This window comes from Halorubrum sp. PV6, from assembly GCF_003990725.2.
Classification (GTDB): Archaea; Halobacteriota; Halobacteria; order Halobacteriales; family Haloferacaceae; genus Halorubrum.
Genome location: NZ_CP030064.1, coordinates 2,336,102 through 2,357,557 on the forward strand (window position 1 = coordinate 2,336,102; position 21,456 = coordinate 2,357,557).

General features: G+C 67.9%; 20 protein-coding genes and 1 pseudogene. 7 read left to right on the top strand and 14 right to left on the bottom strand.

The window, feature by feature from the left end; genetic code table 11:
• Window positions 1-24: 24 nt before the first annotated feature.
• The 3 genes from DOS48_RS25635 to DOS48_RS25645 all read right to left on the bottom strand — a co-directional run bounded on the left by DOS48_RS25635 (window position 25) and on the right by DOS48_RS25645 (window position 4,342).
• Window positions 25-783 (bottom strand): SIMPL domain-containing protein, encoded by a 759-nt coding sequence (locus DOS48_RS25635; RefSeq protein ID WP_127118427.1) that lies wholly within the window; start codon window positions 781-783, stop codon window positions 25-27.
• Between the two features lie 68 nt (window positions 784-851).
• Window positions 852-3,014: a formate/nitrite transporter family protein gene (locus tag DOS48_RS25640; RefSeq protein WP_127118428.1), complete on the bottom strand. Its 2,163-nt coding sequence runs from the start codon at window positions 3,012-3,014 to the stop codon at window positions 852-854.
• 50 nt (window positions 3,015-3,064) lie between these two features.
• Window positions 3,065-4,342, bottom strand: a complete 1,278-nt coding sequence (locus tag DOS48_RS25645; RefSeq protein WP_127118906.1) for a TIGR00341 family protein — start codon at window positions 4,340-4,342, stop codon at window positions 3,065-3,067.
• 178 nt (window positions 4,343-4,520) lie between these two features.
• Here DOS48_RS25645 and DOS48_RS25650 point away from each other — a divergent pair, with 178 nt between their 5' ends.
• Window positions 4,521-4,772: a hypothetical protein gene (locus DOS48_RS25650; RefSeq protein WP_127118429.1), complete on the top strand. Its 252-nt coding sequence runs from the start codon at window positions 4,521-4,523 to the stop codon at window positions 4,770-4,772.
• Between the two features lie 143 nt (window positions 4,773-4,915).
• Window positions 4,916-5,797, top strand: coding sequence for a homoserine kinase (locus DOS48_RS25655; protein WP_127118430.1), 882 nt, complete (start codon window positions 4,916-4,918; stop codon window positions 5,795-5,797).
• A gap of 68 nt (window positions 5,798-5,865) precedes the next feature.
• Here the strand turns inward: DOS48_RS25655 and DOS48_RS25660 are convergent, their stop codons facing one another.
• From DOS48_RS25660 to trxA, 3 genes are read right to left on the bottom strand one after another with little or no spacing between them, the layout of a single operon-like run.
• On the bottom strand, window positions 5,866-6,435 hold the full coding sequence (locus DOS48_RS25660; protein ID WP_127118431.1) for a class I SAM-dependent methyltransferase: 570 nt from the start codon (window positions 6,433-6,435) through the stop codon (window positions 5,866-5,868).
• Window positions 6,436-6,480: 45 nt separating this feature from the next.
• Window positions 6,481-7,620, bottom strand: a complete 1,140-nt coding sequence (locus DOS48_RS25665; RefSeq protein ID WP_210755383.1) for an aminotransferase class V-fold PLP-dependent enzyme — start codon at window positions 7,618-7,620, stop codon at window positions 6,481-6,483.
• Window positions 7,621-7,962 (bottom strand): thioredoxin, encoded by a 342-nt coding sequence (gene trxA, locus DOS48_RS25670; protein WP_127118432.1) that lies wholly within the window; start codon window positions 7,960-7,962, stop codon window positions 7,621-7,623.
• Between the two features lie 193 nt (window positions 7,963-8,155).
• On the opposite strand from trxA, the pseudogene DOS48_RS25675 reads away from it, so the two are divergent.
• The 3 genes and pseudogenes from DOS48_RS25675 to DOS48_RS25685 all read left to right on the top strand — a co-directional run bounded on the left by DOS48_RS25675 (window position 8,156) and on the right by DOS48_RS25685 (window position 10,197).
• A pseudogene (locus DOS48_RS25675) lies at window positions 8,156-8,685 on the top strand (DUF5817 domain-containing protein).
• A 70-nt stretch (window positions 8,686-8,755) separates the two neighbouring features.
• On the top strand, window positions 8,756-9,769 hold the full coding sequence (locus DOS48_RS25680; RefSeq protein ID WP_127118433.1) for a PGF-CTERM sorting domain-containing protein: 1,014 nt from the start codon (window positions 8,756-8,758) through the stop codon (window positions 9,767-9,769).
• Complete coding sequence (locus DOS48_RS25685) at window positions 9,766-10,197, top strand: hypothetical protein (protein WP_127118434.1); 432 nt, start codon at window positions 9,766-9,768, stop codon at window positions 10,195-10,197. Before DOS48_RS25680 ends, DOS48_RS25685 begins: the two co-directional genes overlap by 4 nt.
• Here DOS48_RS25685 and DOS48_RS25690 read toward each other — a convergent pair whose 3' ends face one another.
• Together DOS48_RS25690 and DOS48_RS25695 are read right to left on the bottom strand one after the other, a co-directional pair.
• Complete coding sequence (locus tag DOS48_RS25690; RefSeq protein WP_127118435.1) at window positions 10,198-10,545, bottom strand: hypothetical protein; 348 nt, start codon at window positions 10,543-10,545, stop codon at window positions 10,198-10,200.
• A 61-nt stretch (window positions 10,546-10,606) separates the two neighbouring features.
• Window positions 10,607-11,449 (bottom strand): ubiquinol-cytochrome c reductase iron-sulfur subunit, encoded by an 843-nt coding sequence (locus tag DOS48_RS25695; protein ID WP_127118436.1) that lies wholly within the window; start codon window positions 11,447-11,449, stop codon window positions 10,607-10,609.
• Between the two features lie 199 nt (window positions 11,450-11,648).
• Here DOS48_RS25695 and ppc point away from each other — a divergent pair, with 199 nt between their 5' ends.
• Window positions 11,649-14,351 (top strand): phosphoenolpyruvate carboxylase, encoded by a 2,703-nt coding sequence (gene ppc / locus DOS48_RS25700; protein ID WP_127118437.1) that lies wholly within the window; start codon window positions 11,649-11,651, stop codon window positions 14,349-14,351.
• A gap of 264 nt (window positions 14,352-14,615) precedes the next feature.
• Here ppc and DOS48_RS25705 read toward each other — a convergent pair whose 3' ends face one another.
• The 5 genes from DOS48_RS25705 to DOS48_RS25725 all read right to left on the bottom strand — a co-directional run bounded on the left by DOS48_RS25705 (window position 14,616) and on the right by DOS48_RS25725 (window position 19,985).
• Window positions 14,616-15,071 carry a 30S ribosomal protein S19e gene (locus DOS48_RS25705; RefSeq protein ID WP_127118438.1) on the bottom strand — a complete coding sequence of 152 codons (456 nt, stop codon included), beginning with the start codon at window positions 15,069-15,071 and terminating at the stop codon, window positions 14,616-14,618.
• Window positions 15,072-15,205: 134 nt separating this feature from the next.
• A complete protein-coding gene (gene hmgB, locus DOS48_RS25710; RefSeq protein ID WP_127118439.1) occupies window positions 15,206-16,549 on the bottom strand; it encodes a hydroxymethylglutaryl-CoA synthase in 1,344 nt (447 codons plus the stop codon).
• Between the two features lie 62 nt (window positions 16,550-16,611).
• Window positions 16,612-18,159 (bottom strand): carboxypeptidase regulatory-like domain-containing protein, encoded by a 1,548-nt coding sequence (locus tag DOS48_RS25715; protein ID WP_127118440.1) that lies wholly within the window; start codon window positions 18,157-18,159, stop codon window positions 16,612-16,614.
• A gap of 388 nt (window positions 18,160-18,547) precedes the next feature.
• Window positions 18,548-19,711 (bottom strand): hypothetical protein, encoded by a 1,164-nt coding sequence (locus DOS48_RS25720; protein ID WP_127118441.1) that lies wholly within the window; start codon window positions 19,709-19,711, stop codon window positions 18,548-18,550.
• A 76-nt stretch (window positions 19,712-19,787) separates the two neighbouring features.
• Window positions 19,788-19,985 carry a hypothetical protein gene (locus DOS48_RS25725; protein WP_127118442.1) on the bottom strand — a complete coding sequence of 66 codons (198 nt, stop codon included), beginning with the start codon at window positions 19,983-19,985 and terminating at the stop codon, window positions 19,788-19,790.
• Between the two features lie 177 nt (window positions 19,986-20,162).
• Between DOS48_RS25725 and DOS48_RS25730 the strand changes: the two genes are divergently transcribed.
• Window positions 20,163-20,888, top strand: a complete 726-nt coding sequence (locus DOS48_RS25730) for a nucleoside phosphorylase (RefSeq protein ID WP_127118443.1) — start codon at window positions 20,163-20,165, stop codon at window positions 20,886-20,888.
• Window positions 20,889-20,908: 20 nt separating this feature from the next.
• Here the strand turns inward: DOS48_RS25730 and DOS48_RS25735 are convergent, their stop codons facing one another.
• The gene (locus DOS48_RS25735; RefSeq protein WP_127118444.1) at window positions 20,909-21,355 is read right to left on the bottom strand and encodes a UPF0179 family protein; all 447 of its coding nucleotides are present in this window, start codon (window positions 21,353-21,355) and stop codon (window positions 20,909-20,911) included.
• Window positions 21,356-21,456: the final 101 nt, after the last annotated feature.

A 21,456-nucleotide genomic window follows, 5' to 3' on the forward strand; every position in this document is an offset into this window, starting at 1 on the left:
GGAAGTCGTTCGTGGGGCGGTCTCTCAGGCCTGCGTGGCCGCGTAGACCACGTTGACCGTGACCCGCACGCGCACGTCGCCGGTCTCGATGCCGGTGGCGGCGCCGTCCGCACCGCCGCTTTCGGCGGCCATGGCGGCGTCGGAGACCCGGTACGGGCGCACGCCCGCGTTGGCGGTCGAGACGCTGTACGCGCCGGAAAGGTCCAGCCCGCTGGAGTTCGCGAGCACGGTGGCGTCGCCCTCGGCGTTGGCCATCGCGTTCTCGATGGCGGCCTCGCGGACCTCCCGTTCGCGCTCGTCGCTCAGGCCGAACTCGATCCGCCGGACCTCGTCGGCGCCGGCGTCGACGGCGACGTCGATGACCTCGCCGACCGCGTCGACGTCGTCGACGGTGATGGCGTAACTGTGGACGCCCTGGTAGCGCGAGCGGTTGGGGTTCTCGCGCGTCTCGTAGGACTCCCGCACGTCGTACCGGTCGGTCCGGATGTCGTCCTCGTCGAGACCCCACTCGGTGAGCGCCCTCCGGAGCGCGTCGTTGCGGTTGGCCAACTCGTCGCGGACCGTCGCCGAGTCCGCGCCGGTGGCGGTCACCGCGACCCTGAGCGTCGCGCGGTCCGGCTCGGCCGTCGCCTCGCCGGTCGCCGTCACCTCGACGTTCTGTTCGAGCGCCGATTCGTCGCCCGGTCCGGCGCCGCCGGCGTCGGTCGAGCCGACGGCCCCCGAACAGCCCGCGAGCGCGACGAGTAACACGGCACCGATGGCAGTCACCAGTTTTCGGTTCATACCTGCCACAACGTCTGGGGACGGCATATAACGTACAGAAAGCACAAAGAACCGTTTGTGTTATCCGCTTACCGAGGATCGCGGTCCGCCCCGTGACCGGACTCGTCGTCGGTGTCCGGGTCGGTCGGGTCGTCCCCCGCTTCGTCGGGGTCGTCCTCCGCTTCGGGATCGTCTCCCTCTTCGGGGTCGTCGTGGTCGGTGATCACCGCCGGCTCCGAGGGCAGATCGTCGGCCGGTTCGTCGTCGCTCGTCTCGCGACCGGCGTCCGCGTCGGCCTCGTGGCCGTCGGCCTCGCCGTCCGCGCCCGCGTCGAGCGCGTCGGCGGCTTCGTCGGCCGACCGGTCGATCTTCGCCCCGTTCGACGCGTCGGGGTCGCGCTCGACGCCCCCGTCCGTCGGCCCGGACACCCGGCGCCCGGAGCCGAAGAGTCGCTGCCTGAGCGTCCGGCGGCTGGGTCGCTCCGCGAGCAGCAGCGAGCACTCCACGTCGTGGACCACGTCGAGGTGCAGGGAGTTGGAGACGAGCCGCGAGAGCAGCCCCTTCTCCGTCGCGCCGATGATGACGAGCGTGCTGTCCGCGGCCTCCCTGGCGATGGCACCTTCGACGTTGCCGGTGTCGTCGACGACCCGCTCTGCGGCGGCGAGGTCGTTTTCGTCGGCCCACGCCGCGAGGAACCGCTCGCCGTCGTCCCGGTTCTCCGGCCCGTCGACGACGTGGAGCAGGCGCACCTCCGCGTCCGCGGTCCGCGAGAGGACGCTCGCGACCTCCGCGCCGAGCGTCGAGTCGGGCCCCCCGGAGGTGGGGATCAGGACCCGCGAGGTGTCGAGGTCGCTCTCGCTCAGGATGAGGAAGTCGCAGGGGAGCTGGTTCGTCAGCTCGTCGATCGGTCGCTCGGCGCGGGCCGCGCTCCAGAGCTGGTCTTCGCCCCACCCCATCAACACGGCGTCCGGGCGCGTCCGGCGAGCCATGTTGAACACCTCCTCGAAGGAGCGGTGCGAGACCACGGTCGAGGTGGAGACGTCGATGTCGTACGCTTCCGCGGTCTCTCGGAGCCCGGACATGCCCGCCTCGGACACGTCGGCGATCCGGCCCGCCCCGGCCGCAAGCGACATCCGCTCGGGCGCCTGCACGACGTGGACGATGTGGACGAGGCCGTCCTCGTGGTCGCTCGCGACCCGGCTCGCGAGGTCGACGATGGGGCCGTCGGTCCGCGGGTTGGTGATCGGCACCATCACGCGGTACCCCTCGTTGGCGAACAGCGTCGCCTCGGTGGCGTCTAAGATCGGGACGTACGAGCGCCCGGCGGCGCGGCCCAGGACCCACTCGGGCACCGTGAGCCGGCGGTTCATCCCCTCGAAGCGCGCCTCCTCTAAGCGCTCCTCGCTGGTCTGGAAGTAGTTCACGAGCGTCACCAGGACGATGCCGCCGATGGTGTTGCCGAGGAGGACCGGGAGGACGAACCCGACGAGTCCGGAGTAGAGGCTGATCTCCGCGCCGTACAGCGGAATACTGTACTCGAAGAACAGGTAGAGCACCTCGGTGAAGGAGACGACCACGTGGAACAGGTCGCCGAGCGGAATCGCGAGGAAGGCGAGGTAGACCACGAGCATCCGGCTCATGGAGTCGGTGGAGGCGAAGCTCACCCAGACGACGCCCGCGACGATCAGCCCGGCCATCGCCGCCTTGAAGAAGAGCGGGACGGCGCCGACGGCGAAGCCGCCCTCGGAGATGTACCTCGCCGCGGCGACGGTGTCGCCGGTGAAGACGCCGCCGTACGACAACACGAGCGCGCCGAGGCCGCCGCCGACGAAGTTGCCCGCGAGCACGATAGACCAGTGCCGGAGGAGCGTCGGGAGGCTCGCGAGCCGCTCTAAGGTCAGCGCGACCGGCGGCAGCGTGTTCTCTGTGTACAGCTGGTAGCCGCCGATGATGATGTAGATGAACCCGAGCGGGTAGAGGAGCACGCTCAGTATCGGGTGGGAGTCGGTCGCCGCCGTCAGCGAGGCGTACAGCATGAAGGTGATCGTGATCGCCAGCCCCGCCGCGAGCCCGCTGAAGAAGAGCTCGCGGCTCCCGGAGGTAACCTCCTCGTCTGCGGCGGCGATGATCCGCTGGAACACCTCGTCGGACGAGAAGCGGTCCCGGACGGCCTCGCCGACCGCGGGCGCGCCGCTCCGCGAGCGCTCGACGACGTCGCGCATCGAGTCGTCGGGTGGTGGTGAGTCGGTCACTGCCGGTACACTCTCGGCGCGATTTAAAAGGAATTGCTCTTTGCGGTCGCTCAGGCCCGGTCGACGGTCACGAGTCGCACCTCGACGGCGGTCTCCGCCCCGATTTCGGCTTCGATCCGCCGGTCGAGCGCGTCGGCGACCCCCTCGATCCCGCCGTTACCGGGTGGCGCGCCGACGGTGACGACGACGCGCTCGGTGTCGAACGGAGGGAGCGTGCCCCGCCGGTCGACGTGGAGTTCGAGCAGCTCGAAGTCGGGGTCGAGCGCGGCGAGCTCGTCGCCGGCGGCGGTCCGGATGTCGGCCTCGGTGGTCGAGGCGACGTACGACTCGTAGGTGACGCCGCCGAGGAAGAGCGACAGCACGGCGATGGCGACCGCGAGGACCGCGACGCGTTTTATAAACGCGGCGCGCGCGTCGTCCTCGCGGAACCAGCGCCGCGGCCGGTACCCCTCGTACCAGAGGACGACCAGCGCGGAGAGGTTGATAGAGAGGACGTTCACGGCGACGATCACGCTCGCGCCCAACACGAGCCGGGGGACCCAGAAGGCGATGCCGATGCCGACGGCTGCCGCGGGCGGGATGAGCGCCACCGCGATCATCACGCCGACGAGCGTCGCGGAGACGCCCGTCATCAGCGAGACGATCCCGGCGACGCCGGCGCCGATGGCGACGACGAGGACGAGGACGTTCGGGGCGAGTCGCTCCGAGACTTCGGCGAGCGCCAGCGGGTCGGTTCCGGGCGGGACGAGCGCGAGGTTGCGCACCGCGAACGCGAACAGCGTCGCGGCCGCGACCGCGACGACGACCCCGATCACCTGCATCCGCACGCCGCGTCGGAACATGGCCTCGTCGTCGACGACGGTGCCGACCGCGGCCGACATCGCCGGCCCAATGAGCGGGGCGATCACCATCGAGCCGACCACCGTCGCCGGGGAGTCGAGGAGCAGGCCGGCGGTCGCGATCACGGCCGAGAGCACCGTCATCAGCACGTACGTCCCGAGCCCCGAGGCGAGGTCGTCGGCCTTCGCCTGTAGCTCCTCACGCGAGATCCGGTTCGCGCCGCCCTCCGCATCCTCCTCGTAGGCGTCTTCGAGCGCTTCGAACCGCCGGGAGATCACCGTCTCGGCCGCGACGATGACGGTGTAGGTGTTCTCGTTTATCCCCGCCTCGCGGAGCCGTTCCAAGACCGGCTCGACGGCGGCGGTCGGGAGCGGGAACGTCGCGACCGCGGTGTACTCGCGGCCGCTCGTCTCGTCGGTGACGACGTAGTCGATCCCCTCGTCGTCGAGCGCGCGGACCACGGCCGCGCGCTTGCCCGCCGGAATCATGACCTGAACGAGTCGCACGGTCGGTGGTCTCGCCGGTGCAACTTATAAAGATGCGGTGGCCCGCCGGACGGCCCGTACGCGGGGCGGTGGTTCGGTCGCGGCGAACGGTCCGCGACGGGGCGTCGTCCCGCGCGAAACGGAACTTTAATGCGCGAATCGCTCGGAGCCTTAGCCAAGTATGCTCGCGCCGCTGTTCATCGACACGTTCCTGCTCGATTACCACCTCGGGCACGTCATACTGTTCGGGTTCGCCCTCTCGCTTCTGGCGGCCGTGCCCCTGAAATCCCAGAAGGTGATCGCGTCCATCTTCGCCGGGTTCGGGACGATCTTCCTCGCCGGCCCGTACACGACGATGCCGAAGACGTACATCCTGATCGGGATCCCGATGGTCCTGATCGGCTCCCTGCTGTGGACGATGGCCGGTAACTGAGCTGGACCGCTCGCGCGTTCGATTCGCTGTTCTCACCTGTGTCTCGCTGACCGAGCGCCGCCGCCGTCGCGCTCGGCGGGCCGGTTCCCGCGTCCCGGTGTTCGATCCCGCCTCTTTTTGCACCCCGAGCGAAACTCCCCGCCATGGTAACGGTACGGGCACCCGCCACGAGCGCGAACCTCGGCAGCGGGTTCGACGTGTTCGGCGCGGCCCTCACGCGACCGGCGGACGTCGTCACCGTCGAGAAGGCGGCGGAGACGACGATCGAGGTCACCGGCGTCGGAGCGCAGTACATCCCCGAAGACCCCGAGAAGAACACGGTCGGCGCCGTCGTGGACGCGCTCGACGCCCCCGCCCGCATCCACATTGATAAGGGCGTCCGCCCGGCGTCCGGACTCGGCTCCTCGGCGGCCAGCGCCGCCGGCGCGGCCGTCGCGCTCAACAAACTGTACGACCGGGGGCTCTCCCGGTCCGAACTCGTCCCCATCGCCGCCGAGGGCGAGGCGGTCGTCTCCGGGGTCGCCCACTCCGACAACGTCGCCCCGTCGATCCTCGGCGGGTTCACGGTGACGACGAGCGAGGGCACACACGCCGTCGACGCCTCGATCCCCCTCGTGGTCTGTCTCCCCGACGTGGCCGTCTCGACGCGCGACGCGCGCCGGGTCGTCCCCGAGACGGCCGCGATGGGCGACCTCGTCGAGACGGTCGGCAACGCCGCCACGCTCGCGATCGGGATGTGTCGGTCCGACCCCGACCTCGTCGGCGCCGGCATGAGCGACCCGGTCGTCACCCCCGAGCGCGCCCGCCTGATAACGGGGTACGACGAGGTGCGCTCGGCCGCCTTCGGAGCCGGCGCGACGGGCGTCACCGTCAGCGGCGCCGGCCCCGCGATCCTGGCCGTCTGTCGCGAGGAGGCGCAGCGCGGCGTCGCCGCCGCGATGCTCGACGCCTTCAGCGAGGCCGGCATCGACGCCCGCGCCTACCAGAGCCGGATCGGTGCGGGGTCGACGATACTGGACGAGTGAGGACGTGCGGCGGTGCGGATTCGCTTAAAAAGGTAGCCCGGCGTGTCCGCGGCGCGACGACGCGCGAGTCAGGGCGCGCGGGCGACCACGGCGAACGTCTCTGTGCGCTCGGACGCGGTGAGTACGTCGAACCCCGCCGCCTCCAGCGCGTCGGCGGCGTCGCTCGCGGCGAACCGCTCGTCGGCCGGCGGGCCGTGCGCGCCGTCGCCCGCGGCCGACCAGTCGAAGAGCGCGAGGCGCCCGCCGGGGCGAATCACGCGCGCCAGCGCCGCGAGCGCCTCGTCGCTCGCGAACTCGTGGTACGTCATCGTCGAGAACGCGGCGTCGAGGGCGTCGTCCGCGAACGGTAGGTCGGACACGTCGCTCTCGACGAGGCCGACGTTCTCGGGGACGCCCTTGTCGCGGTAGAACGCGTGCATCTCGGCTTGCACGTCGACGCCGTGGACGCGCTCGACGTGCGGCGCGACCGCGTCGGTATAAAAGCCGGTGCCGCTGCCGAGGTCGGCGACCGTCGCCGCGGCGCGGTCGTCGCCGTCGGCGGTCAACGCGCCGAGAAGCTCCTCGGCGGACACCCATCGGTACCGGTCGGGGCGTTCGAGCTCTGCGGCCTTCTCGGCGTCAAACGTGTGAAAACCCATGCGCGGTCTTGTACGCGAGTCACTAAAACGAGTCCGATCGAGCGCTCACCACTCGGCGGCGAGCGCGTCGACGAGCCGGTCGATCTCCGACTCGGTGGAGACCGCGTGGACCGACGCGCGGACCCCGTTCGGGTGCGGCAGCGAGCGGACGACGATTCCCTCGTCGGCGAGGCGATCGACCGTCGACTCGGGGTCGTCGACGTCGATCGTGACGAGGCCGGACTCGTACTCGCGGGGGCTCAGCAGGCGCTCGTCGGGGACGCCGTCCTTGAGCCGGTCCGTGAGCGACGCGATCCGGGCCTCGATCGTCTCGATGCCGACCGCGTCGATGGCGTCGAGCGCCTCGACCAGCCCGACGTGGGCGGCCGGGGTCGTCGTGCCGACCTCGAAGCGCTTCGCGCCGGGCTTGAACTCGATGTCGTCGCCGGTCGGGTCGGTGACGCTCCGGTACCCGACCGCGCGCGGCGACAGCTCGGCGGCGGCCTCGCCGTCGACGTAGAGGAACCCGGCGCCCCACGGGCCGAGCGTCCACTTGTGGCCGGCCATCGCCACGGCGTCGGCGCCCCACGCCGCCACGTCCACGGCGACCTGGCCGGGCGACTGGACCGCGTCGACGAGCGTGAACGCGCCCGCCTCGTTCGCGACGTCGACGAGGTCGGCGACGGGGAGCCGCGTCCCGTGGGTCCACGTGATGGCGCTGAAACAGACGAGCCGCGCGTCGGCGACCGCCTCGGCGTACTCGTCGCGGTCGACGCGCCCGTCCTCGGTCTCTACGACGCGCACCTCGACGCCCTCGTCTTCGAGCCGCTTCCAGGGGAGGACGCCGGCCGGGTGTTCCAGATCGGTCCGGACGACCACGTCGCCGGGCTCCCAGTCGATCGCGCCGGCGACGCGCCCGATGCCGTCGCTCGTGCTCTCGGTGAGCGCGATCTCGTTGGTCTCGGCCCCGACGAACGCGGCGATCCGCTCGCGAACCGTCTCGTACGTCTCGAAGGCGCGGGTGTACGGGTCAGTCGTCGCCGAGCCGTACTCGTGGTCGGCGAGGAGCTCGGACGCGGCGTCGACGACGTACTCGGGGCTCGGGCCGTGCGCCCCGAAGTTGAAATACGCGGCCTCGCCGAGCGCCGGCACGTCCGCGCGGAGTTCGCGCGGGGTCATCCCGCCGTCGGCCTCTGGCCCCGTCATTCAGGCGGTGTGGGCCTCGACCGCGCTGGTGAGGGCGTCCTCCATCTGCGCGCCGACCATCCGGTTCGCGAGTTCGCCGTCGGCGAACACGAGCAGCGTCGGAATGCCCTGCACACCGTACTCGCCGGCGAGCGCCTGGTGCTGGTCGACGTCGACCTTGAGCACGGCCGCGTCCGTGTCGTTCGCGACCGACTCGATGGCGGGCTCCATCATCTGACACGGGCCGCACCAGTCGGCGTAGAAGTCGACGAGAAGCACGTCGTGGTCGGCGATGTAGTCGTCGAAGTCGGCGGCGGCGTCGAGGTGGATCGGTTCTGTCGGGACGGCGTCGGTTGAACTCATCGGCTCGTCGTACGCGCTCGACGCGGATAATGGTTTTGGATAGATTCCACAATACCATGCAGCAATCGGTGCCGGAAACTCGGGGGCACCGCCGTCCCGGACGCTCGGCCGCCGGCGGTGGGCTCACGCCCCGCTCGCGACCGGCGGCGGCGCGGGCCGAGGATTCAAACCGGCCGCCGCCGAACCTCGCGACATGTACGCGGTCGTCGGCTGCAACGAGTGTGCGGCGATGTGGCTCCTCACGGACCCCCAGGCGAGCGACAGCGCGCGATGTCCCCGCTGCGGAAAGACCCACCGGACGGCGAAGCTCAAGCGGTTCTTCGAGTCGGAAGACCGGGACGCGGCGCGGCAGGCGCGGGCGGCGCTGCTCGCGAAGAAGCGCGGCGAGAGCGAGGCGTTCGCCGAGGTCGACCACGTCTCCGACCTCGAACGCGCCGTCGACGAGGCGGGGATCGACGACCGGGAGTACCTCGAAGCGTCCGGGATCGACGCCGACGCGGTCGACGAGGCGGCCGCCCGCGCCGAGGGGGGCAGTCGGGGACGCGCAGTCGGACCGAGATCGTCCGCGACGCGGTGACGGCCGTCGACGAGCCGACCGAGGCGAACGTCGTCGCGCACGCGAGCGAGCGCGGCGTTCCCCCCGAGACGGCCAGAGAGATACTGACGCGGCTCGCGCGCCGGGGAGAGCTCTCCGAGTCGGGCGGCCGCTACCGGGCGCTGTAGCCCGCCCGAACCAGCGGCCAGTGGCCCCGCCCTGACAAAGCACTTATACGACCGTTGTCACGGATCGCGTATGGACACGCGAACTGCCCTCCTAGCGGCCGCCGCCGCGCTCTTGCTCGCGGGTGCGGTCGGCGCCGTCGCCGCGCCGGACGCGATCGTCGACCCGCGCGAGGTCAACGAGCGGTCCGGCGACGTCCGCATCGTCGACACGGTCGTCTCGCCGGGCGAGGTGCGCGGCGAGACCGCGACGCTCCGGCTCGGCGTCGACCTCCGACACCGGGGCCCGGCCGTGGAGAACGTCACGGTCCGGCACCGCGCCATCGGCGTCGACTCCGGACTGCTCGTCGACGAGACGACGGTCGACGCCGGCACCGTCGACGGCGGCGGCGAACGCACCGTCAACGGCACCGTCGACGTGGAGCGCGCTGGCGGCTACCGGATCGAGACGGTCGTCTTCGCCGACGGCGAGCGCCGCGCGGTCCAGACGACCCGAGTCGGCGGCGTCGAGGCGCTCACCCCCGACTACGCCGACTCCCGCGTCGGCTTCACGGAGAGCAACGTCTGGCCGACCGTCGCGGTCAGCGTGCGCGAGGCGGACAACGAGACGGCGACGCTGTCGGTGTCGCTGTCGGTGACGAACCGCGGCGACGACGCCTCGGAGTCGCTCGACCTCCGCGTCCTCGTTCGGCAGGCGGAGTCGAACGTCATCGCCGACGAGGCGAGCGCCACCGTCAGCGAGGTCCGGCCCGGCCGGACCGACACCGTGACGACGACCGTCGAGGTGCCCGCGGACTACAACTACTACGTCGACGCCGCGCTGTGGAGCGACGACGTCCTCATCGACGAGACGCAGGGCGTCGCCAACCTGAACCCCCGCGAGACGATCAGCGCGGACGAGACGGTCGAGGACGTCGAGTTCGCCGTCGAGGATTTCAGCCGAGACGAGGGCGCCGTCGACGACGGCCCCGACGACGCCGGCGCGGACGGCGCGAGCCGCACCGGCGACGGAACGCCCGGCTTCGGCCCCGTCGTCGCGCTCGTCGCGCTCGTCGGCGCGGCGCTCGCGGCACGGAGGCGGCGATGACGGACGACCCCGACCGAGCGGCGTCGCACCGCGAGGACGACACCACCGACGAACCCACCACACCCACCGAACACATGAGCGACACCGACATCGACGACGCCGGCGGTCACACGCCGAGTTCGACCGACGCCGGCCGTGACGCGACCGAATCGGACAGCGCGAGCGACGGCGGGTTTCGGCCCCTCTCGACCGACCGCCTCCGCGGTATCATCGACCGCGTGGGGCTGGTGGCGCTGCTGCTGCTCGCGCTGATCGCCGGCTGGGGGTTCTACACGCAAGCAGGCCGGGCGATTCGCACGTGGCTCGACCCGGCGTACCAACCCATCGCGCTCGCGGCGTTCAACCTCGTCGTGCTGCTCGTCGCGCTGGCCGGCGTCGCCCACCAGCTCTACCGGATCCGCCGGAGCGAACGGGGCGGCGACGCGTAGCTACTCGTCCGGGAGGTCGTCGGTGCTGGCCGGGATCTGTTCGACCTGACCGGCGAGCGTCGCCGCGTCGCCCGCGACCGTCGAGGCGTCGACGCCCGCCTCGCCCGCGACGAGCCTGACGTGTGCGGCCAAGAGCGCGAGCGCCCGAAGCCCCTCGCCGTCCGCGTCGCCGTGGCTCCGTTGGGCGAACGTGGTGTCGACCTCGCCGTCGCGGACGACGCCGACGTGGAGCGCCTCGATGTCCTCGCCGTCGAGCAGCGCTCGGGCGCGGTCGATCTCCGCGGCGAACGCGTCGTCGACGGCGTCGTCGGTCGTCGATTCGTCTGCGGGGGCCTCGTCGTCGCTCATACACTCGCGTACGGAAAGCGGGGAGAAAAACGCGGCGCCCCTGCGGGCGCGGTTTCGGCGGTTACTCGTCCGGGCGCGGCCGGGCGATGAACAGGGACTCTTCGAGGGTAAAGGGGTCGTACACCGACTGGTGACAGACGCAGTAGGTCCCGTTCTCGGCGTCGTACCGGGCCGACTCCTCCAGCACCTTGTAGTCGGGGATACAACAGAAGTGCGTACAGACGTTGAGGTACGCGATGAACCCCTGATCGGTGGAGGCCTCGAGCCACGGGTCGTCGGAGTTCTCGACGGCCTCCTCGATTCGGGGCGAGCGGATGACGATCGCGTTCAGGGTGGTGTCGGAGTCCTGCGACCGCCACGTGACCGACGCCGGCTTCCCGACGCCGTCGTCGCCGATGCCGTTGCCCCACTCGTCGTAGTCGTCGAAGTCGTCGACGTGTATCTGGTCGCCCGCCTCGTACGTCTCGTCCTGCCAGTCGTACTTGCCGGGGGCCGCGCGGAACAGGTTATCCGACTCGAAGGCCGGGGAGATGTTCTCCTGTGACTCGACGCCGCAGTACTGGAACCACGCGCCGGAGTAGGTCTTGCCGCCGATCTCTTCTTGTGCGACCTGGATCTCCTGTCCTTCCTGCGTGATGGTCTGCGTTTCGGGCCAGATCCCGCGGATAAACCCGTCGTCTGTGACTTCGATCGGGATCTGCGGGAGACCGCGCGGCGCCGGACCGCCCGTCTTGGCGATGGACATCGCGACGGTCGACCCGCCGCCGACACCGCCGGAGGTCGTCAGCGTGTTCACCGTCGCCGACCCCATCGCGCCGACCCCCGCGAGGGCCGCGCCGCCGACGACGCCCTTCACGAAGCGGCGCCGACCGGACTCGGCCGGATACTTGTCGGACTCACTCATACACGCCGTTCGGGTTGGCCCGGTAAAAAGGGTGACGAACCCTCCAGCGGCGCGGGAACCATCGGTCGACGGGCGGTTCGAGCGCTGACCGCGTCCGGCGCGCCAATCGCGAACGATCGATCGAGAGGTTTACTCGAAACTGAGGCAAACGTTCGTTCGGACACCGCCTTTAACCCGCCCGGTCGGCTGTAACTGTGGTATGGTGTTGCACAACCGAGACGTGCGGACAGACGTGCGAGAGCTCGGCGCGCTCGTGGGAGACGTCCTCGCTGCACAGGCCTCCACCGACGCGTACGAGACGGTCGAAGACCTCCGCAACGCGGCGATCGGCTACCGGCGCGGCGACGCGACGAGCCGAGACGAGCTTCACGAGTCCGTCGAGACGCTGTCGACGGACCGCGAGGAGATCGTCGCTCGCGCGTTCACGACCTACTTCGAACTCATCAACTTGGCCGAAGAGCGCGAGCGAGTCCGCGCCATCCGGGACGCCGACGAGGACGGCGCGCTCCACGACTCGTTCGACGCCACGATAAGCGAGTTCGCCGACGCCGGGGTCGAGGCCGACGAGCTGCGAGAGCTGCTCGCCGACGTCCTCATCGAGCCGACGTTCACCGCCCACCCCACCGAGGCCCGACGAGCCACGGTGAAAGCGAAGCTCCGGTCGATCGGGAACCACCTGGAGGCGCTCGACGAGCGCAACCTCACGGCGCGCGAGCGCAACGCGATCTGGCGCGACGTCACCGCCGAGGTGACCAGCCTCTGGGGCACGCGACAGGTGCGCCAGCGCAGCCCGGAGCCGGAAGACGAGGCGCGAAACGTCCAGTGGTACTTGGAGAACACGCTCTTCGACGTGGTGGGCGACGCCTACGAGGAGTTCGAGGAGACCATCTCACAGGAGTACGACGACGTCGAGTGCCCGAAGCTCTTCGAGTTCCGCTCGTGGGCCGGCTCCGACCGCGACGGCAACCCGTTCGTCACGCCCGAAGTCACCGACGAGACGCTGGCGAGACAGCGCGAGGTCGCCATCGAGAAGTACCGCGACCAGTGTAAGCGGCTCTCCGCCGTGTTGAGCCAGGACGGCGACCGCTACGCGGTCGACGACCGGCTCGCCGACTCGCTGGCGTCGGACGCCGAGCGGTTCCCGACGGTCGTCGAGGAGGCGCGCGAGCGCTACCCGGACGAGCCGTACCGGCAGAAGCTCCGGCTGATGCGGGAGCGACTCGACCGCGTCGACGACGTGCGACCCGGCGAGTACCCCGACGGCGACGCCTTCCTCGGGGACCTGAACGTGATCGCCGACTCGCTCGCGGCCGACGGGCAGGACGCGGTCCGCGAGTCGTTCGTCGAGCCCCTCCGGCGACAGGTCGACACGTTCGAGTTCACGCTCGCCTCGTTAGACCTCCGTGACCACCGCGAGAACCACACCGAGGCCGTCGCCGAGGCGGTCGCCACCGAGGGCGTCGACTACCGGGCGATGGACGAGGACGCCAGACAGGAGTTCCTCACCGAGGCCATCCTCCAGACCGACCCCGTCATCGACGCCGACGATCCGGGAGCGGTCTCGGAGACCACCGAGCGGGTGTTACGCCGGTTCGAGGAGTTCGCCGAGTGGCAAGACGAGTACGGCGCACAGGCCATCGACACCTACTGTATCTCGATGACTGAGGAGCCGAGCCACGTGCTCGAAGTCCTCTTCCTGGCCGATCAGGTCGGCGTCGTCTCGCTGCCGGACCACTGCGGGCTCGACGTCGTTCCCCTGTTAGAGACCGAGTCCGCGCTCAACGGCGCCGAGCGAATCCTCGGCGAGCTGTTCGACAACGAGGCGTACGCGACCGCGCTCTCGATCCGGGGCGAAGTCCAGGAAGTGATGCTCGGCTACTCCGACTCAAACAAGGAGAACGGCTTCCTCGCCGCGAACTGGGATCTGTACGAGAACCAGCGCCGGATCGCGCAGTTCTGCCGCGAAGAGGAGGTCACGCTGCGGCTGTTCCACGGGCGGGGCGGCTCCATCTCGCGGGGCGGCGGCCCGATGAACGAGGCGCTGCTCGCGCTCCCCAACGAGACCGTCACGGGCCAGGTGAAGTTCACCGAGCAGGGCGAGGCCATCGCCGAGAAGTACGCCAACCCGCGGATCGCCGAGCGGGAGCTGGAGCAGATGCTCGACGCGCAGATCCGCGCTCGCCACGAGGCGAACGAGGAGCCGACCGAGGTCGTCCCCGAGGACTGGGTGGACGCGATGCGGACGATGGCGCCGGCCGCACGCGAAACGTACCGCAATCTGTTGAACACCGACGGGTTCGTCGATTACTTCGGCCAGGCGACGCCCATCTCCGTCGTCGAGGACCTCAACCTCGGCTCGCGACCCGCCTCGCGCTCCGGCGAGCGCACCGTCGAGGACCTGCGCGCGATCCCGTGGGTGTTCTCGTGGACCCAGACCCGGCTCATCCTGCCGGGCTGGTACTCGCTCCCGTCCGGCCTCGACGCCTACCTTGACGAGGTCGGCGAGGAGGAGGGCTTAGAGACGCTCAAAGAGATGTACGAGGAGTGGCCCTTCTTCCGGACCACCCTCGACAACGCCGCGCTGGCGTTGGCCCGCACCGAGCCCGAGATCGCCGCCGAGTACGCCGACCTCGCGGACGACGACCTCCGCGAGCGGTTCTTCCCCGAGCTGATCGGCGAGTACGAGCGCGGGCGCGAACTGGTCTTAGAGATCAGCGGCCGCGACGACCTGATCCGACGCGAGTGGCTCGAAGAGAGCCTCGATCGCCGAAACCCCTACGTCGACCCGCTGAACCTGCTCCAGGCCGACCTGCTCGGCCGTACCCACCGAACCGACGCGGAGGAGCGAACGCTCAGGCTCACGGTCAACGGCATCGCCGCCGGGATGAAAAACACCGGATAGGCGGCCTCTCGACGCGGCTGGCGGCTTTTTTAATGTAACCCCGTTCCGGACCGGCGGCGACGCTCGTGGCCCCTCCGACAGCGACCACTACCGAGAATTCGCCGCGATGGTAGATTTGGTATAGCGATATACAGTATATTGTCGGGCGACGGGGCACACGGTGAACGCGATGCTACCTCTTCGTCGTACCCGAAAAGTGGGGAGCCGCTCGGGGAAAGCGGCGGCTCACGCGGAGAAGCGACGACTGAAAAGCGAACTGCGGATCTACGCGTACCGTTCGAGTTCCGGCCGGTCGAGGTCCTCGAAGACCTCGGTGGCGACCTCGGAGAGGAACGCCTCGCCCTCGTCGGAGAGTCGGCGACCCTCGCCGGCGGCGGTCGTCACGAGTCCGTCGTCTTCGAGCGCCTGCAGCGACGTGCGGATGAGGTTGCGGGAGCCGCCCTCGTGTTCGCCGGGACGGACGGAGTAGCGGTTCGAGCCGCGCTTCTTCGAGCCGTACTCGGTGGCGAGTCGCTCGATGCCGATCGGTTCGTTCTGGGCGACCTTCCGGAGGAGGCTCGCGGAGCGAACGTACCAGAAGTCTTCCTGTTCCGGCGGGAGCTCCTTGCCGGCGCCGCTCTTGGCGAACTCGACCCAGTCGGGCTCGTCGATTCGGTCTTCGAGTCGCGCGGCGACCGCCTCGATGAGGGCGTCGGCCGGCACGTCGTAGATGGTTACCATTGCAGTGATTTTCAGCCTAACGTCGTTTAAACCCATCGTATTCGAGAAGCGTCGTGTGACCGGTTTTCACGGGACAGCGGACTCACAGGAAGGGAACCCGCGGGAGAATCGGCCGTCGATTCGCGACCGATAGACTACTCGATGTACTCGTACTTCCGCTCGTTCATCCGGCCCCACCCGGTGAAGACGAACTCCGCGTCCGGCTGGGTGAACTCCTCGATTTCGCGCTCGACGTCCATGTCGTACTCGTGAACGTCGTGGACGTCCTCGTACTCCTCCCACGTGAGGTCGTAGCGCTCGGCGAGTTGGGCGTCGATGTCGAGCCCCTCGATCTCAGCGCGCCACCCCTCACGGACCGTCTCGGCGTGGATCTCGGCCTGCGCACCGGAGCCGTACGAGGCGACGAGCAGCGTGTCGTCGACGAGCGACCGGTCGCGGGCGATAGCGTCGCGCAGCGCGCTGATACGGGCGATGTGGACGGAACTCGTGTACCAGTTGCCGACCTCACGCGAGAGGCCGAGCGTCGGCTCGACGGCGGTGTCGTACCACGTCTGGTACTGCTCCGTGGTCTTCAGCTCGTCCATGTAGTCGCTGATGGCCGCCTCGTACGCCTCGCGGTCGGCGAAGTCCGCCTCGCGGGGCTGGCGACCGATCTCCTCGGCCAGGTCGTCTTCGTGCTCCGTGCCGCGGATGACGTGTCGGTACGCCAGCAGCGCCGCCTTCCGGACCATACCGGGGAACGGGGTGTGGAACGGGGCGTACGCGAAGTCGTCGAGTTCGATGTCGTCGGTGACGGACTCGTAGTCCTCCAAGGCTTCGCGCATCCGGGACAGATACACCTGCACGGAGCGTTTCCCGTCGACGCTCGGGAACTGCTGGTTGGGCTTTAAAAAGTCCGTCTCGTCCTTCGAGCCGTAGCCCTGGTCCGTCGAGAGCGCGACGACGGACGGATCCTCGTCGATCAGCATCGCGACGGCACCGGCGCCCTGCGTCGCTTCGCCGGGGTCGCCGCGGGCGTAGAGCGCGGTGTCCGTCGTGATGACGAGCGCGGGACGGTCGCGGTTCCGCCCGGCGCGGATCCAGTTGTACGCGTCGTCGATGGCCTGCGTCCCCGCCAGACAGGCGAACTTGCGCTCGCCTTTGTTGGCGTGGGTGAAGTCGCCGTCGTACACCTGTTCGAGGCAGCCGGCGATGTACGTCGACACCGGCTTCGAGTGGTCGAACGCCGACTCGGTGGCGACGTCGATGCGGCCGATATCCTCGGGTTCGAGGCCCTTGCGGTCCATCAGGCCCTTCGCGGCGTTGGCGCCCATCGTAACGATATCCTCGTACACGTCCGGGAACGAGGAGTTGTTGAGTCCGAGTCCCTTCGTGTACTTTTCCGGGTCGTCGCCCTTCTCGGGCGCGAACGTGCCCGGTAAGTCGAGTTTGAGCTTTCCGGTCCAGATTTCGACGGCGTCGATGCCGACTTCGGTCATACACGGTCGTTCATCAGGCCGGCATATGGTTTTGTCGATGGGTGTTTACGTCGATTGTGGAACTATCCGTCGCCCGACTCGATCGTTGGCTCAGGCTCGAACTCGGTGTCGGTCGTCGTGACCGTTCCACTGTCGCTTGCGATCCGGATACTCCCGTTATCAGGGGAGAAAAAGAGAAACTCCCCAGCGGACGCGTCAAAGAAACCTCCACTTACGTCGACATCACTTTGGGCCTCAAAAGTAATGTCACCTGCGTCTGTGAAGATGATTCCTGTCGCCCTAACGATAGCGCCAGCCGCGCTGATGTCGCCGCCAGACCGTACCGTGACATCGCCTGCATCCGCCAAGATTCCCCCCGATGATGTGTCGAGCGTTGATCCCGCGAGCGAGACGCGGTCTCGGCCGGTCAGGTCGATCGATCCCGCCTCAAGCGTAACGCCGTCCTCAACGGTGATGCGGTCGGCGGCGATAGACACAGGGCCGCCGATCGCCGCGTTGTCGAAAACGACCAAATGCCCCTCGACGTCGCGCGGGAACGCCAGGTCCCCGGCGGTGTAGGTTTCTTCGGCGTCGCCGTCGCCGTCGCGGTCGAGGTACGCGACCGCATCGGTCTCGCGCACGTCGACAGTCGCCCGCGCGGTGTCGTCCTCGCTCGCGACCGTGAGTTCGGTCACGCCCACGTCGGTCGGGAGCGTCTGCCAGCGCAGCGAAACGGTCCGATTCTCTCCGGGATCGAGCGCGACCTCGGCCGAGTCGACCGCTTCTCCTCCGACGCGAAGTTCGACCGTCTCCGTTCCCCGCTCGTCGCCGAGGTTCTCGACCGTCGCGTTCACTACGACCGGGTCGCCCGCGTCGGCCGTCGCGTCGACGCCAGCGATTTCGACGTCGAACGCAGCCGGTTCGAGCGGGTCAAGCTGGAGGTCGACGGTCGTCGTCTCGTTTGCTGTGACGGAGGCGGTGGCTGTCGCGACACCGAACCCTGCCGCGGTCGCAGACACCTCGTAGCTGCCGGGTGAGAGACCATCGACTCGGTAGCCGCCGTCGGCGGTCGTGGTCGCTTCGGTAACGCTTTGCGAGCCCTCGATGGTGACCGTGACTCCCGCAATCGGAGCGAGCGAGCGGCGGAGAATAAAGGCGGCTCCAGAGCCCCTAAGCGTCGCAGCCTCGTCCCCCGTGACCGTACCCTCGATAGCGCCGGTTTCGGCCGGCTCGTCTGTCGCCCGCACCGTCCCCTCGTCGAGGATTGCTCCGGAGGGGAGATGGACCAGTTTGACGTCGGTGGTCGTCCCCGGCGAGAGCACATCCTCGAACTCGCGTTCGTCCCCCAGCGCGAACCGTTCGTCCGGGGGGCCGAGTCCGAGACGAGTGGTGGTGCCATCGGCGTCAACGATCACGGTGAGTTCACCGTTGGGGGCGGCGTCACCGCCCACGTGACGCAGCGTGAGGTCCGTTCCGTTAGCCTCGAATTCGGCCGACATCAGGGGTCTGTCGTCGGTTTCGACGTTGTCGACAACCGCGAGGCCGACCACGGTCGCAGTGACGAGAAACACCGCGACGAGGGTGACCACGCCGACGGTGTTCGACTGCGCACGGCTCTGAGTGGGGAACATCGGTGGGAACGGGGGTCGCTACGTCGAAGTAAACCATCGTCGCGTATCAGTATTACGTGTGCGAATAGTAAATATCAAATATAAATATAATTGATGTTTTACTTTCTTCGCGTGCTTCTTGCGGTATATCGCGGGCAAACGCGCCCAGCACGAGTTAAACTTTCCAGACAGATTCGACGGCTCCGGTGCCTAATTCTGTCATACACAGTCGTTCATCCGACCGTCATGTGGTTGTCGATGGAGGATTTATGTCGATTGTGGAACCAATATGATGTTTAAGTTGAATAAATTTGCCCTATAATACCTTGTGTTATAACTGATATTACAATTGGGCAGTGTTGACATTTATTATGGAGTTACAACATCAAAAACCACTGTTGCTGCTATACTAAGGGTATGGGTTACTCTGCTGAGCCTCAATAGACCCATCGCTCGAATAAAGAATAACTTGGATTTCATCCGCTTGATTTGCTCCTTTTACTGTTACTGTCTGTGGTTGTGTACTCTCAACCGGCACTCGGGTACTATCCTCCTGAACATTATTTTTTAGAGACCTTACTTCGACCTCTGCAGCGCTATCTGTTGTACTGATATCCACTTCTACATCAATATTGTTCCCCGTTCCGGCTGCTGATGATTGGATACTTACAATATCGTATGTGTCACCCCCATTACCACCGTCACCGCTGCTATCAGCGACTGCAGCGTTCGCATTTTGTTTCGGGTCGCTTGGTACTTCCTGTACCCCAACAGTATCGACAGTCAGGTTAGCAGTAGACGTGCTGAGCGTCAAGTTGTAGATGTTCGAGTCGTCGATACCAAGATTGTCACCTGTGTCCGTAACGCTATCATAAGCAGCGCTATCGGTTAGATCGGTTTTGCTCTCCCAGTCGCTCTCACTCAACCGCGTCGGAATCGTAACTGTAAGATCGTCGCCTTCAGGGAGCGTCTCACTAATATTCTCTGCTGGGCGGAGTTCGATTGTCACTCGACCAGTCCCGCTTTTATACAACTCATTCTGGAGAGCCACAATCTGTACCTTTCCTTCAGAAGTAACAAGCTCTTGGCCCTCGATTACTGCGAGTCCACCGCCTGAGTTGCTACCGTCGGCGTAAAGCACAGAGGCGTCGTACCATATCGGCGATTGATCAATCTCGTGGTACCCGGGCTGATACTGGATGAACCGAGTGGGGATAGTGACTGTCCCTTCAGGTGTCCCGCTGCCGTTTGAGATAGTGATTGGGGGGGCCTCAACGGTCTGTATTGTCCCGGCTGGGTCTGGCGGATTTATGCCGAGAACCCTGGTCGAGTAGCTGGTACCCAGTCGAACCGTCTGGTACTGCGGCCGGTCAGTACTGCCGGCTTGCAGAATCCCGGCCCTAAGCTCAACGAGATCGTTTTGGACATCTCCAAAATGCTGAAACTCGACCTGTCCGTTCTGCTGTGGGACCACCTGCACCTGATACAGCGAGAGCGCGGCGATCAGGAAGCCGAAGATGATCACGGTCCCGATCACGACCGACTGGCCCCGACGGTCGCGACTGAAGTTCATTGCCCGGTAGAGGGTCCGGGCGCGTATAAAAGCCTCCGCCCGGCGTCTCAGTCGCGATAACCGTGCGACTGGGCGCTCAGGCGTCGCCCGCGCCCCGCCGCGCCGTCAGCCACGCCGACGCGACGGCGACGGAACCGGCAAAGCCACCGAGCAACACGGCTTGCGTCCAGTTGAAGCCGAGGAGCGTTCCTGCGACCGGCGTGACGATGAGGAACGTGACGGCGAGCGCACCGACCGTCGAGGCGAGCGAGGGCGAACCACCGGCGTCGGTCATACCCGGATCTGCGGCCGTCGGGCGATAAGCCGGTCGATCGGTGCGACGGCGCAGAGCGGGCGGAATCGGTCGACAATCCGCTTATAAATCGTATGCTGCGATATCAAATTGGCTTCGCGGCTCCCTCTCCGCCCGCCGACCGGTCCGTTTTTGCGCGCGGCGGGTGTCTCGGCGCGTATGGCGAAACAGCCGCACCTGCTGGTCGAGGAGGGCGACGTCCACGAAATCGCGATCATTCCGGGCGACCCCGGCCGCGTCGACCGCATCGCCGACCTGTGTGACGAGAGCGAACTCGTCGCGCAGAACCGCGAGTACAAGATCGTCAACGCGAGCTACGAGGGCACCGACCTCACCATCTGCTCGACCGGGATCGGCTGCCCGTCGGCCGCCATCGCGGTGGAGGAGCTCTCGCGTGTCGGCGTCGAGACGTTCCTCCGGTGTGGCACCTGCGGCGCGTTACAGGCCGACATGGAGGTCGGCGACATGGTGGTCGCGACGGGCGCGGCCAAAGAGGAGGGGACGAGCAAGCGCTACGAGTCGGCGAACTACCCCGCGGTCCCGGACTACGACGCGCTCACCGAGCTCGTCGGCGCCGCAGAGGACAACGGCGAGGAGATCCACGTCGGGCCGATCGTCTCGGACGACGCCTTCTACAACGAGAGCGACGCGTACGTCGACGACTGGAACGACGCGAACCTGCTCGCGATCGAGATGGAGGCCGCGACCGTCTTCTCGCTGGCGCGACGCAAGGGGCTCCGCGCCGGCGCCATCTGCACCGTCGACGGCAACCTCGTCGCGGGCTCACAGAAGGGCGCAGACTCCGATGACGAACTGCCGGAAAAGGCGAAAGACAACGTCGAACGCGCGATCTTGATCACGCTGAACGCGGTCACGGCCCTGTAGGCGGCGGTCGAGACGCCTCCTTACTCTTCGGCGCGGAACTCCACCAGCGTCAGGTCCCGGTCGAGCGCGCAGGTGTCGTGGGGCGGCTCGCCGAGCACCTGGTCGATCACGCGCTCGTCGTCGAAGTCGGCGCCGTCGGGGACGCAGTACCCGTGGCTCGGGCACTCGGTGTGAGGACACGGCCCCGCAAGCGACACCCTGCTGCCGGCGTACGCCTGCCGCGACGGGACGTTCGCGGGGACGGGCGCGGGCTCGACTTCGACCGCGCGGACGCCGGCGTCGTGGACGGCGCAGTCGAGCGTCTGCGCGTTCTCGCGGATTCCCGTCACGCGGTACCGCGTCCCCTCGGAGAGGTTGAGACACTGACTCCGGTAGGGACACCCCTCACAGTCGGGCGACTCTCCCTGATAGACGAACTCGCGGCCCGTGTCGGCGAGCCGCGTTCCGATGAGCGTGACCGTGGTCATAGACGGGGTGAGGCTCCGCGCCGCCGTAAGCCTCCCGCCTCGCGCGGAGCGCGTCGCAACGCGCCGCTCCGACCCTGTCGGGGCGCGGAGAGGGCAAGACA

Excerpts from the sequence above, each read along its gene's own strand:
- DOS48_RS25720 (WP_127118441.1), bottom strand. The coding sequence starts at position 19,711 with ATGAACTTCAGTCGCGACCGTCGGGGCCAGTCGGTCGTGATCGGGACC.
- DOS48_RS25680 (WP_127118433.1), top strand. The coding sequence starts at position 8,756 with ATGGACACGCGAACTGCCCTCCTAGCGGCCGCCGCCGCGCTCTTGCTC.
- DOS48_RS25715 (WP_127118440.1), bottom strand. The coding sequence starts at position 18,159 with ATGTTCCCCACTCAGAGCCGTGCGCAGTCGAACACCGTCGGCGTGGTC.
- DOS48_RS25735 (WP_127118444.1), bottom strand. The coding sequence starts at position 21,355 with ATGACCACGGTCACGCTCATCGGAACGCGGCTCGCCGACACGGGCCGC.
- DOS48_RS25730 (WP_127118443.1), top strand. The coding sequence starts at position 20,163 with ATGGCGAAACAGCCGCACCTGCTGGTCGAGGAGGGCGACGTCCACGAA.
- DOS48_RS25690 (WP_127118435.1), bottom strand. The coding sequence starts at position 10,545 with ATGAGCGACGACGAGGCCCCCGCAGACGAATCGACGACCGACGACGCC.
- DOS48_RS25725 (WP_127118442.1), bottom strand. The coding sequence starts at position 19,985 with ATGACCGACGCCGGTGGTTCGCCCTCGCTCGCCTCGACGGTCGGTGCG.
- ppc (WP_127118437.1), top strand. The coding sequence starts at position 11,649 with ATGGTGTTGCACAACCGAGACGTGCGGACAGACGTGCGAGAGCTCGGC.
- DOS48_RS25650 (WP_127118429.1), top strand. The coding sequence starts at position 4,521 with ATGCTCGCGCCGCTGTTCATCGACACGTTCCTGCTCGATTACCACCTC.
- DOS48_RS25655 (WP_127118430.1), top strand. The coding sequence starts at position 4,916 with ATGGTAACGGTACGGGCACCCGCCACGAGCGCGAACCTCGGCAGCGGG.
- DOS48_RS25645 (WP_127118906.1), bottom strand. The coding sequence starts at position 4,342 with ATGATTCCGGCGGGCAAGCGCGCGGCCGTGGTCCGCGCGCTCGACGAC.
- DOS48_RS25705 (WP_127118438.1), bottom strand. The coding sequence starts at position 15,071 with ATGGTAACCATCTACGACGTGCCGGCCGACGCCCTCATCGAGGCGGTC.
- DOS48_RS25665 (WP_210755383.1), bottom strand. The coding sequence starts at position 7,620 with ATGACGGGGCCAGAGGCCGACGGCGGGATGACCCCGCGCGAACTCCGC.
- trxA (WP_127118432.1), bottom strand. The coding sequence starts at position 7,962 with ATGAGTTCAACCGACGCCGTCCCGACAGAACCGATCCACCTCGACGCC.
- DOS48_RS25660 (WP_127118431.1), bottom strand. The coding sequence starts at position 6,435 with ATGGGTTTTCACACGTTTGACGCCGAGAAGGCCGCAGAGCTCGAACGC.
- hmgB (WP_127118439.1), bottom strand. The coding sequence starts at position 16,549 with ATGACCGAAGTCGGCATCGACGCCGTCGAAATCTGGACCGGAAAGCTC.
- DOS48_RS25685 (WP_127118434.1), top strand. The coding sequence starts at position 9,766 with ATGACGGACGACCCCGACCGAGCGGCGTCGCACCGCGAGGACGACACC.
- DOS48_RS25695 (WP_127118436.1), bottom strand. The coding sequence starts at position 11,449 with ATGAGTGAGTCCGACAAGTATCCGGCCGAGTCCGGTCGGCGCCGCTTC.
- DOS48_RS25635 (WP_127118427.1), bottom strand. The coding sequence starts at position 783 with ATGAACCGAAAACTGGTGACTGCCATCGGTGCCGTGTTACTCGTCGCG.